Origin of the sequence: Sphingobacterium allocomposti, assembly GCF_008124885.1 — a bacterium.
GTDB classification, from domain to species: Bacteria; Bacteroidota; Bacteroidia; order Sphingobacteriales; family Sphingobacteriaceae; genus Sphingobacterium; species Sphingobacterium allocomposti.
The window spans coordinates 49,244-63,800 of sequence record NZ_VNHX01000024.1; the positions used below are offsets into that span (position 1 = coordinate 49,244).

Sequence of the window (14,557 nt, forward strand, 5' to 3'; positions counted from 1 at the left end):
TATGGGCAGAGGAAAAGTGCTCAGCTTTGGGGAGATTTTACTTCGTATCTGCCCCGATCTGAGTTTGGATTGGGTAAGCAGCGGACACCTTCCCTTTTATATCGGAGGTGCTGAATTGAATGTCGCGACAGCGCTCTCGCGCTGGCAGGTGCCGTCGTCATATGTCTCTGCGATGCCGAAAAACGCCATTACCGACGATATCGCGAATCATCTCGTCCGGAAGGGGATCGAACTATCTTCCATGAATTGGTCGGGAGATAGACTGGGAATTTATTATTTACCCAAAGGGAAAGATGTAAAGCATGCGGGGGTCGTTTACGACAGGAGCGGCTCTTCATTTTCTCAGTTAAAACGTGGTGATATCAATTGGGACGCCGTATTCGAAGGGGCGGACTGGTTTCATTTCTCGGCTATCTGCCCCGCCATTAACCAAGAGATCGCAGATATATGCCTAGACGCCGTGAAGATTGCAAAAAGCAAGGGGATTTTTGTTTCCTTAGATCTAAACTATAGGGCGAAACTTTGGAAATATGGAAAAAAGCCGCTCGATGTAATGCCCGATATCGCATCGTATTGTGATCTGATCATGGGCAATATATGGGCTGCTCAACAGATGTTGGGTACTGGTCTTGCAGACATTTTTCAGGAAGTGAAAGCAGACTATCCAAAAGAGCTGCTTTTGGAACAGGCTAAGCAGACGAGCGAGGAGATCATCCGTAGGCATCCGCAATGCCGATTCGTGGCCAATACTTTTCGTTTTGATTATAAAGAAACCGGCATAAAATATTTTACGTCCCTGTATCTACAGGATGGACTTTTGGTTTCAAATGAGTATCTTTCCGAAAAGATTGTGGATAAAGTCGGTAGCGGAGACTGTTTTATGGCAGGACTGATATACGGATTTTATCAACAGCATGATGCCAGTTATACACTCGAGTTTGCTACCGCCGCCGCCTACGATAAGCTATTTATTCCCAGCGACGCGACGACGAGTTCGGTGGCAGATATTGAACAACGAATAAAGAACAATGAGTAAAAGAAAAGAGGTCTTAGACGCTATTTTGGTTCAGGGGATGTTACCCTTGTTTTTTCATGGTAATGCACAGGAAAGTGTAGCTATTGTAGAAACACTTTACGAAAGCGGGATACGTGTTTTTGAGTTTACGAACAGGGGCACAGAGGCGCAAGAGGTTTTTAAAGCTTTAGTGCACGCACGCAATGAGCGTATGCCGGGACTTTATCTGGGAATAGGGACTATAAAAAGCACAGCCGATGCTGAAGCATTTATCGATTTGGGAGCCGACTTCATTGTAGCGCCTATTGTTGTGCCCGAGGTAGGCGCCCACGTACATAACAGGGATATGCTTTGGGTACCGGGATGTATGACCCCGACCGAGATCGCCCTCGCCCAGGAGGCGGAAGCATCATTAATCAAACTGTTTCCCGCCAACATTCTAGGCCCTGGTTTCCTGACGGCGATCCGTGAGCTGTTCAAAGGGCAGCTGTTTATGCCGACAGGGGGAGTCGATCTCGAGATTGGAAACCTAACTTCATGGTTCAAAGCTGGCGTTTGCGCCGTGGGCATGGGAAGTAAGTTGATAGATCCGGTAAATGTCGAAGGACTGGCCGAAAAAACACAGAAGGCTTTGCAGCTGGTGGAACAGGCGAGAAATGCCAAATAAGCGCGACATGCTGTTTATAGCGTAACACAACCTAAGAATAAAATAATTTTAACCTTTTTAAGCTACACCAATGAATAACGATAAGAAAGGCAATTACAGATGGACCATTTGTGCCCTCCTATTTTTTGCAACGACAATTAATTACCTGGATAGACAGGTTCTTTCCCTAACTTGGAAAGACTTTATCAGCCCCGAATTTCATTGGACCAACAGTGATTATGGTCTGATAACCGCCTTGTTTTCTATCTTTTACGCGGTAAGTATGTTATTCGCCGGCCCATTTGTCGATTGGCTGGACACCAAGAAAGGGTTTTTATGGGCTATAGGAATATGGTCTGTGGGAGCGGTGTTGCATGCGTTTTGCGGAATTGCAACCTCGGGCATCGTAGCCGGACAGTGGCTCGTCGGATTCGAAGGGGCGAAGGATGCTATCGCACAGGTTAATGATGTGGCCCGGGTAATCAACGTCAGTGTAACGCTCTTTATTTTTGCCCGGTTCGTCCTGGCAGTGGGAGAAGCAGGAAACTTTCCGGCCGCAATAAAAGCTACAGCAGAATATTTCCCTAAAAAAGATAGAGCCTTGTCAACCAGTATCTTTAATGCTGGAGCGACGGTGGGAGCGCTGGCTGCCCCCCTGACGATTCCGGTGATTGCAGCATATTGGGGGTGGGAAATGTCGTTCATTATCATCGGTGCGCTGGGCTTTGTATGGATGGGATTCTGGATCTTTATGTATAAAAAACCTCACGAGCACCCTAAGGTGAACGAAGCCGAATTGCGCTATATCTTGCAGGATGGCGACCATGAGGAGGAAACAACGCCGGAGGTTTCGGTGCCTGTGGTTAGGAAGAAAATGTCTCTCTCAAAATGCTTAAGATACAAACAGACGTGGGCATTTGCCTTTGGAAAGTTTATGACTGACGGTGTATGGTGGTTCTTCTTGTTCTGGATGCCAGCTTATTTATCCGCGGTATACGATATCAAATCGTCCGATACCGAGGGCCAGCTAGCCATCTTTGTGCTCTACCTAATTACGCTTTTGTCTATTATCGGTGGCTGGTTGCCAACCTACTTCGTCGATAAAAAGGGGCTAAATCCATATGAAGGACGGATGAAGGCGATGCTGATATTTGCCTTTATTCCGCTTGTGGTATTGTTCGCTCAGCCTCTTGGATACTTCTCGTACTGGGTGCCGGTATTGCTTATTGGCCTAGCGGGTGCAGCCCATCAGTCGTGGTCCGCAAACATTTTCTCTACCGTTGGCGATATGTTTCCTAAACGGGCGATTGCGACTGTCACAGGAATCGGCGGGTTGGCCGGCGGACTTGGATCTACGTTTATCAATTTTTTCTCCGGAAAGCTCTTTGACCATGCCAAGCAAACACAGATGACGTTCATGGGCTTTCAAGGAGAAGAGGCCGGATATTTTATTGTTTTCTCGTTCTGTGCGGTAGCGTATCTTATCGCTTGGACGGTCATGAAAACGCTCGTACCCCGCATGGAGCTGGTCAGAGAATAAGAATATATCGCTAAGAGCCTGTCTGGATTTGCGGGGATTTTATATAAGCATATTGGGCTGGTGACGGATTTTCCCGATTTGCGCGAGGCAAAATCGACGAGATTTGATGAACCGCCCGGATTGGGCAATAACAAACCGCGAACTTAGGCAGGCTCTTAATTTAATACAACCTAAATAACAGTTTTAACAATGGATTTAGACTTAGAAAGCATTTTCTACAAGGAAGAGGATATACCTGTAGAATTTGCATTGCAGGAACAGATCGATCAGCGGGAGTTTCTGTCAAATGGCGAGATGTTGCCGTGGACCGGCCAGATCAGTGAAGTGTTTTCCCCAATCTGCGTGAAAACAAAGAACGGTCTAGAGCGAAAGCGTATAGGGAGCTATCCGGTGTGTACCGAAAAAGAGTCCATGGAAGCGCTGGAAGCTGCGGTGAAAGCGTACGACAATGGGCGGGGAGAATGGCCGACCATGAGCGTGGCCGACAGGATTGCCTGCGTAGAACGTTTTACACAAAAGATGATCGAGAAGAAGGACACAGTCGTGAAGCTGATCATGTGGGAGATTGGTAAGTCCTACGCAGACTCCGTTAAGGAATTCGATCGTACCGTGGAATATATCTATGCAACCATTGATGCATTAAAAGATATTGACCGTGACTCTTCACGTTTCCAGATTGAACAGGGAATCATTGCACAGATACGCCGCTCTCCACTTGGGGTGGTGCTGTGTATGGGACCATTCAATTATCCGCTGAATGAAACATTCACAACACTTATTCCTGCATTGATCATGGGCAACACGTTGTTGTTCAAGCCGCCAAAACACGGCACATTACTACATTATCCATTACTGGAAGCATTCCGAACGAGCTTTCCTAAAGGGGTTGTGAACACCATTTATGGACGAGGAAACAAGATTGTCCCCCAGCTCATGCAATCAGGCAAAATTAACGTGCTGACCCTCATTGGCTCCAGCCGCGTGGCCGATGAATTGAAGAAGCTACACCCGCGTGTGAACCGACTGCGGGCTATCCTCGGGCTGGATGCGAAGAATGCAGCCATCATCACCAAGGACGCTGATCTGGACTTGGCGGTGTCAGAGACCGTTCTGGGAGCCTTATCGTTTAACGGACAGCGTTGCACCGCTTTAAAGATTATCTACGTGCACCGTAGCATAGCACAAGAGTTTCTGCGCAGGCTAAGTGCAGAAGTCGCCAAACTTAAATATGGGATGCCCTGGGAAAAAGGCGTGGCACTGACGCCCCTCCCCGAGGTTAACAAACCCGCTTACTTGACTGAATGCCTGGAGGATGCTAAGAACTTTGGCGCTAAAATTGTCAATGAACATGGAGGTGAGACGCTAGAGTCCTTCTTTTATCCAGCAGTAGTGTATCCTGTTAACGCGCAGATGAAGCTTTACAGAGAGGAGCAATTTGGCCCTGTAATTCCTGTCGTACCTTTCGACGACCTCGAGGAGCCGATCGAATATTTAATAGAGTCGTCACACGGACAGCAGGTAAGTATTTTTAGTAATAACGCTGCCGTAATCTCCTCGCTTATCGACCCCTTGGTGAACCAGGTAAGCCGCGTGAACATCAATAGCCAATGTCAGCGTGGGCCGGATACGTTTCCTTTTACAGGACGTAAAGACAGCGCCGAAGGGACACTGTCAGTGGTTGATGCATTGCGTTCCTTCTCTATACGATCGTTGGTTGCTACGAAGAATACCGAAAAGAACAAGAAGCTGCTGAACGAGATCATAAGCGATAACAGCTCGAACTTTTTGAGTACGAAGTACATATTTTAAGGATCAGCAATAAACGGCAGGCCTGTCTTTCCAGCTTTTTACCGCTGAGGAAAGACAGGCCTTTTTTATAAGTTTAAAACTGTCGCTTTCGGGGACACGACAGATTTCCTTTGTCATGGACCTGTGAACCGTTCTTTGGCCGAGCCTATACCGCCCTTCAGCAAGCGCATAGTTACATTGTCGGGCTGAGCCGTCGAAGCTTAACCCTCTGGACAAAAGATACTACTTTTTATAGGTTAAAACTGTTACTTTCTTTTCTCGCTCATTTTTGGTATTATTACGTAATTTTACCCATCATGGCGTTCGAGAATTATACCATCAAAGATATTGCAAAGGCGTTGAACCTTTCGACTTCTACCGTTTCTAGAGCGTTAAGAGATAGCTATGAGATCAGCGCAGAGACGAAGAAGCTGGTTTTGGCATATGCAGAGAAAATTAATTACAGGGCGAACCCGATTGCCCGAAGTCTCAAAGAGCGAAAGAGCTATAGCATCGGCATTATAGTCAGTGAAATAGCAAATAATTTCTTTTCACAGGTAATAGATGGTATAGAATCTGTTGCGTACGCGAAAAACTATCAGGTGGTCATTTCACAAACCCATGAGTCGTCCGAACGTGAGCGCTTAAATGTTGAACACCTTTATTCCAGGTCGACGGATGGGCTGCTGATGGCGTTATCAGCCGAAACAATCGATTCCTCTTATCTGGAGGAACTTATGAAGAAGGGATTTCCTATAGTATTCTTTGATAGAGTACCGGGCCAGATCAAATCGCATAAGGTCATCGCCGACAACAGGCAGGGCGGCTTTGAAGCGGTTCAGTATCTGGCAAAAAAAGGACGGAGAAAGATTGCCCACCTAACGGGTGCTAAAAAGTTGTCCATAACGGCAGAGCGTCTAGAGGGTTACAAGATGGCTCTTTTAGCGAACGGTCTGGATTTCTCTCCTGCATTGGTAAAATATTGCGAATACGGAGGGCTGCATCAGGCGGAAATAGAAAAGGCCGTAGCGGAGCTTGCGGAGGAGGACTACGACGCTATTTTTATCTCGGGCGATAAGCTGACCACCGGATATCTGCAGGCCATGAAAGACAGGCCGGAGGCAGATGTGAACAGCATTTTGATAGCCGGATTTACCAACTCGAAAGTGGTTAACATTTTTTCGCCCACCATCACAGCAATTAGGCAACCTGCATTTGAGATGGGAAAAAAGGCGGCAGAACTGCTTATTCAGCAAATCGAGTCAAAATACGCGGTGGACGAATTTGAGACCATTGTTTTGCCGACGACGTTGATCGAACGGGAATAACGATCTATCGGTACGGACGTGCCCGTCACATCGTTCCCTATTCGGCATACCTCCTCACAGCATTATTTTGTTCTGAAAACGGCCAGTCGGCTGGTGAGTACGAACATCAAAAGACCGAAGCAGGCAAAAAGTCCAAAAGAATACCGAAGGCTGAGGAGTTGGGCGATGTAGCCGATGAGCGGTGGTCCCATGAGAAAGCCCAGGTAGCTGACGCTGGAAACCATCGCTAAAGCCACTCCGGATGATATTGTTTTATGTGTTCCGGCAACCGAATAGACCGACGGCACGTTGCACGCCACGCCTAAGCCCACCAGCATGAAAGCTAGGGTACACCAAATCAGATTAGGGAAGACGACTGCACTCATCATCCCCAGAAACATAAAAATACCACTGATCTGCAACGTTCGTTGGCGCCCTATGCGGCTGATTACCGCATCTCCAATAAATCGGCCGGTAGCCATCATAACCATAAATGCGGCGTAGCCCAGCGTAGTCAAATTCTCCGGTGCCTTTACAATATCATGGAAATAGACGCCGCTCCAGTCGAACATAGCGCCTTCAGTAGCCATGCTGCAGAATCCGATCACACCCAGCGAAACCAATAGTTTATCAGGCTTAAAAGAAAATGATTTTTTTTCAGACGTCCCTACGGTGTCCTCAACGAGAAATTTCTTGTTCAGAAAGACATTGAACAGCAGGAGCCCGGTAATCATATAGAAGTGTGTTGAAGTGGATAGCTGTAAGTTGAGGGTGGCCAGCCCGATAAGCGCCCCGCTGAAGCCGGCGATGCTCCAGGCTCCATGGAATGAAGACATGATGGACTTACGGTATAGGTTTTCTGCAAGAACACCCTGTGTATTAACCGATATGTTGCAGATGTTTCCAGCAATGCCAAAAAGCAGTAATGCTCCGCCCAGATGCCACGCATTCTCCGCAAACGATAGCAGGCAGAGAACGACCAGATAAAAACAGGCGCCTACAGGTAGTACGCTGTGGCTCCCATATTTGCTGACCAGTCTGCCGGAGATGGGCATTGTCATCAGCTGTCCCACCGGAAGCATCAGCAGGACCGTTCCCAGTTGCGCTTCGGTGAGCTGCAGACTCGCCTTAATGATCGGAATTCGACTGGCCCAGCTCGCAAAAGCCAAGCCTTGACCAAAGTAAAACAACGATACGGCGAGTCGTATACGTTGTTTATTGAGAAGTTCCGGAACGGAAGGAGCACTGGCTGGAGCGTTCATGATCGTGAGCTGATTTGTCTGCAAAATTACACCATTTTTCTAAAAAAAATGTTAAACTTGTGGTAACTATCCCTGCGACTCCCATGTGCTATCAAGCGCCGCGCAGGGCGGCTATGGGGCAGTATCTTTCGCTTCGGGAAGCAAAAAGTGTACGGACAATATAAACCAGAATTTTCCATATGACTCTTAATAAAAAGCAGAAAAACTATATGAAAAGAACCTTATTAAACCTTGTTTTGTTTATAAACATAGCTTTTTTGCCGGCTGCCGCGCAGGACAGCGTTTACCTATTCTCTTACTTCGTTGGAAACGGCGAAAGCGGACTGCACCTCGCGCACAGCAAAGACGGGTTCACGTGGAACACAATCAATAAGCAGGCCCCGTTTTTAAAACCCGGGCTAAGCCCAGACAAACTCATGCGTGATCCATGCATTATTCGAGGAAAAGACAACACTTTTCATATGGTATGGACGGTAAGTTGGACGCAAAGAGGAATCGGGTATGCTTCTTCCAGAGATCTCGTCAATTGGTCGGAACAGAAATATATTCCGGTTATGGAACACGAGGAGAAGGCGAGAAATTCCTGGGCCCCTGAGATCACATATGATCCGCGGGAGGATGTCTATATGATTTACTGGGCGACTACGATCCGGGGCGAATTTCCCGAAACACAGGTCGATGCGGACAATGGATACAATCACCGCATGTATTATGTTACCACGAAGGACTTCGAAACGTTTTCCGAAACCAAACTTCTATATGACCCAGGGTTTAACTGCATCGATGCCACGGTCCTTCCATATAAGAACAAATGGGTGATGTTTCTCAAAGACGAGACACGTGTGCCCCCGCAGAAAAACCTGAAGGTGACATTCGCGGACAACCTTACAGGACCTTATGCTCCGGCAAGCGAACCGATTACAGGAAGTTACTGGGCCGAAGGACCGACAGTGCTCGAAGTCGGACAGACATGGATAGTTTATTTTGATAAATATACCGAACGTACATACGGCGCCGTCCGCTCAAAGGATCTGAAACAGTGGGAAGATATCTCCGACCAGGTATCTTTTCCCCAAGGGGCGAGACACGGTACCGTCTTTAAGGTATCCCAGACAGAGTTCCGAAAGCTGGTAAAAGAAATTGAGTACTAGCCGGCCTCTTTTGTTCAATCGGCTGTCAGAATATAAAAAACAAAAAATGATTGATTTTTTATAGGATACCTCTTACATTTGTGACAGTTGACTTCGTAGCTCAGTTGGTAGAGCAACAGACTCTTAATCTGTGGGTCCTGAGTTCGAGCCTCAGCGGGGTCACTAAAAAGCCGTTTTACGAAAGTAAGGCGGCTTTTTGGCTTTCCATGCGACGGCTTAGGAGCTTCCCTCCTGCCATTTTGTATGACATGGGAAGTCGCGATTGTAGAGTAGCTATTTTTTCCGTAGCTTTAGAAAGTGTACGGATAATTACTGGTTAAAAGGTGAAGTCATCCAATAGCTCTTCCGGAAGATAGAGAAAATATGAAAAGAAAGATTTTTATTTGTGATGATGACAGACCCCAATTTAGTTGTAAAAATTTTATCTCGTTACAGGCCCTAAATCTCCTAAATAAATTCGAGAGATAAAAAAAATCAAAACATCAGATTCGATTTATACAGATGTATGGGTCAAATTTAATCATTATTGTGTCACCGTCAAACAACGGACAAGAACTCTCCCTGTTGAGGAAGCACTTTGCGCAATGCGCTCCGTAGTTTGGAGCGGGTTTCTGTAGGCTTCCGCCTTATGGCTTAAATATTTTTAGGAAACTCGTCCTTCCACCAAATGAAGCGCCAGTCGTCGGCTTCCTCTTCTGTCAGAAGACAGGCTTCGAGCTGAGCCCTATACTTTTCTTTGTCGAGGTTTTGGCCAATGAACACCAATTCGTTCTTTCTATCTTCCCACTCGGGATGCCACCGCTTGAGCAGCTCGCTTCTGATTCCGGCATAGTCTGGATGCTGGTACCGCATCTCTTCGGGCATACTGCTCCACCAGGAGCCGGCGCTCTCCAGCCTTAGGCTGCCACCGGCTTGACTGAAGCTGATGGCCGTATCCGGACGGGAAGCCATCCAGAAAAGACCTTTCGCCCGGATGATGTTATGTGGGTAGTCATGGTGTAGGTATTTGTACCAACGTTGTGGATGAAAAGGCCGCTGCGAACGGAAAACGAAGGAGGATATCCCATATTCTTCCGTTTCGGGTGTATGCTCAGTTTCAAGCTCCTTCATCCATCCTGCCGAAGTGGAGGCTTTCTCAAAATCAAACATGCCGGTGCCCATAATCTCTTTTGGCGCCACCTGCCCGAATTGGGTGCGGATGATGTTAGCAGCCGGATTCAGCTTATGAATGGCGGCTTCCAAAATGCCAAGGGTTTCGTCGGAAACAAGATCTGCTTTGTTGAGCACAATGACATTTGCGAATTCGATCTGATCCGTCAATAAGTTGACGATGGCGCGGCTATCCATACCATCGTCTGTGAGTTGCCGATCCCACAGCGTCTCCGCACTGCCAAAGTCGCGGAAAAAGTTGAAGCAATCCACAACAGTTACCATGGTGTCGATATAGCTGAACGACGAAAGGTCTATACCATTAGCAGGATCGATATAGCTAAATGTCTGGGCAACCGGAATAGGTTCGGATATACCGGTGCTTTCAATCAGGAGATAATCGAACCTGCCTTCTTTTGCCAGTCGCTCGACCTCGATCATCAAGTCTTCCCGCAGCGTACAGCATATGCAGCCGTTGCTCATCTCCACCAGCTTTTCTTCTGTTCTGGACAGAACATTTTCCCGTTCAACGGTCTGTGCGTCAATGTTTACTTCGCTCATGTCATTAACGATAACTGCGACTTTTTGACCACCTTTGTTGTGCAACACATAGTTCAGCAGGGATGTTTTTCCGGCTCCGAGAAAGCCGCTCAACACGGTAACAGGTAATTTTCGGTTCATTGTTAAATATTTATTAAAGTCCTATCTTTTCTTTTTTGCAGAAACCGGACGATATGCGCCTCGACGACAGAAGTGTTGCAATTCGCGAAACGCGGAGCAAATCAATTCGGAAGTCTTGAACAATTTCTAGCGATCAGTCAATAAGACAAAAATAAAAACAATATTCAACAAATGCAACTGAGTTGCCTTTGTGAATTGATGGAAACAAAAATCAGATCCGGTAGTATGCTCATCGCTGTGGTGCCACGTTAGATGTCTTTTAAGCGTTGATCACTATTTGTTTTTCTGAACGGCTACGTGAAAATTCCGACAGCAAGTTCTGCCCAGATCATGAAGGCGACGAAGAGAACGGTTAGACAGGCCACGACGCGGGTCGACGTTTTTCGGAACAGTCGAAGGATGCCTTCGCACAATAAGCCTGTACACGATAACAGAACGCCCGCGACGAGAAAGTCAAACGCGGTCCAATTTACTTCTTCAGTGAATTGCATGGCAATTAGAGGAATAGCGAGTAGCAGTAAAGCGCCAAATAAGATGGCGAATAGCCGTTTGTTGGTTGCAGATGTTTTCATATGGATATATAAAAGTACTTTGTTATTCAAAGTTATTGAATACCTTTTATTTATGCAAAATAAAAATGTTCAATCTTAACAGATTCGTTCATACCAAAGTGGCAGTATGCGTAGATCCATACAGTTGAAGATCGGTTCTCGGGTGAATAGCCGGTTTTACGGTGTAAAAAAAAGCTGCCTTCAGAACGGAGGCAGCTTCATAAGTATAGGGGAAGGAATAGATGGACGTGTTAAAACGCGTATCTTACGCCGAGCTGTACCTGAAACGGATTTCCGCTAGGGTTGGCAAGACCGACACTGTTCACATTATATCTGAACTGTCTCGATGTCTGATCAAACCCTTCTCTTTGCAACCCGTAAATAGCCTGGTTGCCGAGGTTCTTCGTGACACCCCACTCTTTGTTCAGCATGTTCATGAAATTGAAGATCTCCGCAGAAACTTCGAATCCGTGTGTTTTGTAAAACTTGAACTCTTTGGCTACACGTAAATCAACTGTGCCGAAGAATCCGTTAACGCCCCCATTGCGTTCCGCAATTTTTCCTGCAGAGTTTATAATGAAATCTTTCATACTCTGGCTGGCTTCCGGATTGTCTAATATGGCCTGAAGGCCGTTGCGGATGTTTTCCGGTGTATTAGGATTTGTATAGTCGAAGATAAAAGCTAAGTCGTTGGACGACGTAACGAAATCGCCGTTGGTGTTCGCTCCAGAGAGCAGACTAAAGCGGGTTCCGCCCAGACCTGTATAGCGGAGTCCGACATTGACGCCCCAAAACGTAGGCAGCGTACCGTATACGACAACCTTGTGCCGGAATTGATTATCCGAGTACGTAATCGCACTTAGATTGCGTGGATCGTCGACTACGGGTTGTACTAATGTGGCGGTGTTGGCTACGTTTCCATTAAATGATGTGTTGTCTTTTGTGTCGTTCCATGTATAGCTAACGTTAATAACGCCGTCTTTATAGTAGTTGTAAGTTCCGTCAAGGACAATGGCGTACTGGTTGATCTTTCCGATACTGGTTAACTCCAAAACACGGCCTAACTCACTGGAAATACGTCCTTGTTGCCAATCCGGCTGTCCGTTCGCTGGTATGGACTCGGCAGGAACGTATACTCCGCGGTTACCTTCGTTTGCCAAGCGGAAGAACGGGTCCTGCACCATGTTACGCTCAATATAGGTATAGTTGTTCCGTCCTAACGTCATATATCCGGTGGCACTAATCTTAAAGCGATCGGTGATGAAGCGCGTGTATGATAAGTTGGCCTTATACACGGTCGGAACGTCGGCGTCTTGGCCTGTATAATTTATTGTCGGCACCTGGTACTGCGATAGACTAGGTATAGCGCTGGGATCCTGTCTATATCTAATAAAGTCAGGCGCTGGTACTGCCGTGCCCCGTACGTCCACGGTAGCAAAATTGGATCCGTCGAACGTCAGGTTGTTGATGATCATGTAGTTGTTGATGTCGGATGCAAAGATACCTGCCCCAAAGCGCAAGAAATCCGTCTGGTTTTGATTGATATCCCAGTTGAACTGTAAGCGGGGTTGCAGAATAAAGGACGCAAGCTTATTGTCGGTGCGGATGCCCAACTCATCAAAAACAAGCTGATTGAATGTGGCTTTGGGGTACGATGCGTAATCCATCCGTAGACCTGCCGTCATTTCAAATCCGGCAGCAAGGTTCTTACGCAATTGGCCATATAAACCCACATTGGCTATCGTTCCTTTTACCGTAACATCATCTTTTAGCGGAACCTCCCGATAATAACGATATGGAGTCATGTTCTCGAAGTTATCCAGGCCCGTGAAATGGAAGCGTCCATTAACTTCTGATCCATATCTCGATTGAGAGTGGGTGGCCATAATGTCTATACCGAATGTATACTTGGCCCAATTCGTGTCGTAGTATAGGTTGTTTACCAGTTGGAATACGTTGTTTTTAAATCCTTCCTGCGCAAAACGGTGTCCGCCAAGCTGTATGTTAGTCTGCAAGTTGGTGCCGTTAATTTCGGAAGCTACCTGCTCGACAATTGCCCGTGGAATATAATTGCGTCCAATCTGATCGTTTTGGGTGCTGTTCTGATAAACATATAAATGCTGCAGTTTTACCTCATTGGTTAAACGAGGAGAGATCGCCGTCCGGAGCGTAGCGAGGAAGCTATTGTCGAAGTTCTTGTCGTTTCCGTACGACTCGAGGATATTAATGGTCGTATTATCTGCTAACCCCAGCGGATTGTAGTCGTAGGTCAGATTGTTTCGGATGGTCAAGAGGTTTTTTTCGTTAATTTGCCAGTCGAGGCGGAGGAAGCCTGCGTCGGAAGTACGTTTTTTTGGAATTGCGCCTGTCTGAGCTCCGGCAGCAACGCCATATTTGCCTTGTGCAATTCCCAGATAACGATCAAGGGTTGCCTGCCCGATCCGGTAGAGCTCCTCGTTTGCACCTCCACGTATGTCTGCAATCAGCAGTGATCTGTTATCCTGCTGTCTGTCCCAAACCGCGAAAAAGTGTAGTTTGTCCTTGATAATTGGTCCGCCCAAAGAAAAGCCGTATTGATACGTGGAATAATCTCCGATTCTGGGATTTCCACGGATATCGTATTTGCTGGTAAGCCAGTCTGTCCGACCAAACACAAACGCAGAACCGGTAACGGTATTTGTACCAGATTTAGTCGCGGCGCTGATTGTACCGCCTCCGCTGCGTCCAAAAGTCACGTCATATTGGTTGGTAACGACCTTAAACTCACGTACGGCTTCCATGGAAATAGAATAAGGAGCGCCGCTTCGGCTTGTCGTAGCACCGGCCGAAGTTGGGTTCTTGGCGTTCATACCGTCGATGGTAAAGTTGGTTGAGGAACCGAGCTGTCCCGAGATGCTTCCTCCTCTGGCCAGCGGCGACAGGTCGGTTAGCGATGTAAAGTTACGGCCGTTGACCGGAAGAGACTTGATATCCTTTGATGAGAAGGCTGTCGCCGCTCCAAGGTAGTCTTTCGTGTTCTTCAGGCCCGAAGCATTAATTTCCACAGCGTCCAGGGCGCGGGAATTGGAAACGATCTGGATGTCCACCTGGGCAACATCTCCCTGATTTAAGTGGACGCCTGTCACAGATCCTTCTCCATCTTGCACATGCGTAGCAGTAACCGTATAGGGACCTCCCAGCGGCAACTGTTTGAGGTCAAAATTGCCCCGCTCGTTCGTCACGGTTGTCGTTGTGAAACCCGTCGATTCGTTTCGTACCCGAATCGTCGTTCCACTTACCGCCGTATTAGACGCGTTCGTCACGGATCCCCGGATAGAAGCCTGGGTGCCTTGAGCAAACGTACTCAGATGTAGCACAAGACCAAGTAAGGTCAGTAGCAAACAATAAAATGTTTGTTTTTTTCGTGATGGAATCATGTTGTTAATTTCGATTTAGTGTGCCACAAAGCTAGGTGTGCATTATTAACT

10 protein-coding genes and 1 tRNA gene are annotated in these 14,557 nt (G+C 47.1%); 7 read left to right on the forward strand and 4 right to left on the reverse strand.

What is annotated here, in order from left to right:
* The first annotated feature begins 1 nt into the window (after position 1).
* The 5 genes from BC792_RS15285 (at position 2) to BC792_RS15305 (ending at position 6,317) form a co-directional block, all read left to right on the forward strand.
* The gene (locus tag BC792_RS15285) at positions 2-1,036 is read left to right on the forward strand and encodes a sugar kinase (RefSeq protein ID WP_148909887.1); all 1,035 of its coding nucleotides are present in this window, start codon (positions 2-4) and stop codon (positions 1,034-1,036) included.
* Positions 1,029-1,682, forward strand: coding sequence for a beta/alpha barrel domain-containing protein (locus BC792_RS15290; protein ID WP_148909888.1), 654 nt, complete (start codon positions 1,029-1,031; stop codon positions 1,680-1,682). The genes BC792_RS15285 and BC792_RS15290 overlap by 8 nt, the downstream gene beginning before the upstream one ends.
* A 70-nt stretch (positions 1,683-1,752) precedes the next feature.
* The gene (locus tag BC792_RS15295; protein WP_148909889.1) at positions 1,753-3,201 is read left to right on the forward strand and encodes an MFS transporter; all 1,449 of its coding nucleotides are present in this window, start codon (positions 1,753-1,755) and stop codon (positions 3,199-3,201) included.
* A gap of 189 nt (positions 3,202-3,390) precedes the next feature.
* Positions 3,391-5,010, forward strand: coding sequence for an NADP-dependent glyceraldehyde-3-phosphate dehydrogenase (locus BC792_RS15300; protein WP_148909890.1), 1,620 nt, complete (start codon positions 3,391-3,393; stop codon positions 5,008-5,010).
* Positions 5,011-5,306: 296 nt separating this feature from the next.
* On the forward strand, positions 5,307-6,317 hold the full coding sequence (locus tag BC792_RS15305; protein WP_148909891.1) for a LacI family DNA-binding transcriptional regulator: 1,011 nt from the start codon (positions 5,307-5,309) through the stop codon (positions 6,315-6,317).
* Positions 6,318-6,379: 62 nt separating this feature from the next.
* Here BC792_RS15305 and BC792_RS15310 read toward each other — a convergent pair whose 3' ends face one another.
* Positions 6,380-7,582 (reverse strand): MFS transporter, encoded by a 1,203-nt coding sequence (locus tag BC792_RS15310; protein ID WP_246155135.1) that lies wholly within the window; start codon positions 7,580-7,582, stop codon positions 6,380-6,382.
* 185 nt (positions 7,583-7,767) lie between these two features.
* Between BC792_RS15310 and BC792_RS15315 the strand changes: the two genes are divergently transcribed.
* The gene (locus BC792_RS15315) at positions 7,768-8,709 is read left to right on the forward strand and encodes a glycoside hydrolase family 43 protein (RefSeq protein WP_148909892.1); all 942 of its coding nucleotides are present in this window, start codon (positions 7,768-7,770) and stop codon (positions 8,707-8,709) included.
* 89 nt (positions 8,710-8,798) lie between these two features.
* Positions 8,799-8,871, forward strand: a tRNA-Lys gene (locus BC792_RS15320).
* Positions 8,872-9,342: 471 nt separating this feature from the next.
* On the opposite strand, the gene BC792_RS15325 is transcribed toward BC792_RS15320, so the two are convergent.
* From BC792_RS15325 to BC792_RS15335, 3 genes are all read right to left on the reverse strand, one after another.
* Positions 9,343-10,539 carry a GTP-binding protein gene (locus BC792_RS15325; protein WP_148909893.1) on the reverse strand — a complete coding sequence of 399 codons (1,197 nt, stop codon included), beginning with the start codon at positions 10,537-10,539 and terminating at the stop codon, positions 9,343-9,345.
* 293 nt (positions 10,540-10,832) lie between these two features.
* A complete protein-coding gene (locus tag BC792_RS15330) occupies positions 10,833-11,111 on the reverse strand; it encodes a hypothetical protein (protein WP_148909894.1) in 279 nt (92 codons plus the stop codon).
* Between the two features lie 230 nt (positions 11,112-11,341).
* Positions 11,342-14,470: a TonB-dependent receptor gene (locus BC792_RS15335; RefSeq protein WP_246155137.1), complete on the reverse strand. Its 3,129-nt coding sequence runs from the start codon at positions 14,468-14,470 to the stop codon at positions 11,342-11,344.
* Positions 14,471-14,557: the final 87 nt, after the last annotated feature.

Bases quoted from the DNA above. Each gene is read 5' to 3' on its own strand.
- BC792_RS15315 (WP_148909892.1), top strand. From the start codon at position 7,768: ATGAAAAGAACCTTATTAAACCTTGTTTTGTTTATAAACATAGCTTTT.
- BC792_RS15305 (WP_148909891.1), top strand. From the start codon at position 5,307: ATGGCGTTCGAGAATTATACCATCAAAGATATTGCAAAGGCGTTGAAC.
- BC792_RS15300 (WP_148909890.1), top strand. From the start codon at position 3,391: ATGGATTTAGACTTAGAAAGCATTTTCTACAAGGAAGAGGATATACCT.
- BC792_RS15290 (WP_148909888.1), top strand. From the start codon at position 1,029: ATGAGTAAAAGAAAAGAGGTCTTAGACGCTATTTTGGTTCAGGGGATG.
- BC792_RS15325 (WP_148909893.1), bottom strand. From the start codon at position 10,539: ATGAACCGAAAATTACCTGTTACCGTGTTGAGCGGCTTTCTCGGAGCC.
- BC792_RS15295 (WP_148909889.1), top strand. From the start codon at position 1,753: ATGAATAACGATAAGAAAGGCAATTACAGATGGACCATTTGTGCCCTC.
- BC792_RS15285 (WP_148909887.1), top strand. From the start codon at position 2: ATGGGCAGAGGAAAAGTGCTCAGCTTTGGGGAGATTTTACTTCGTATC.
- BC792_RS15330 (WP_148909894.1), bottom strand. From the start codon at position 11,111: ATGAAAACATCTGCAACCAACAAACGGCTATTCGCCATCTTATTTGGC.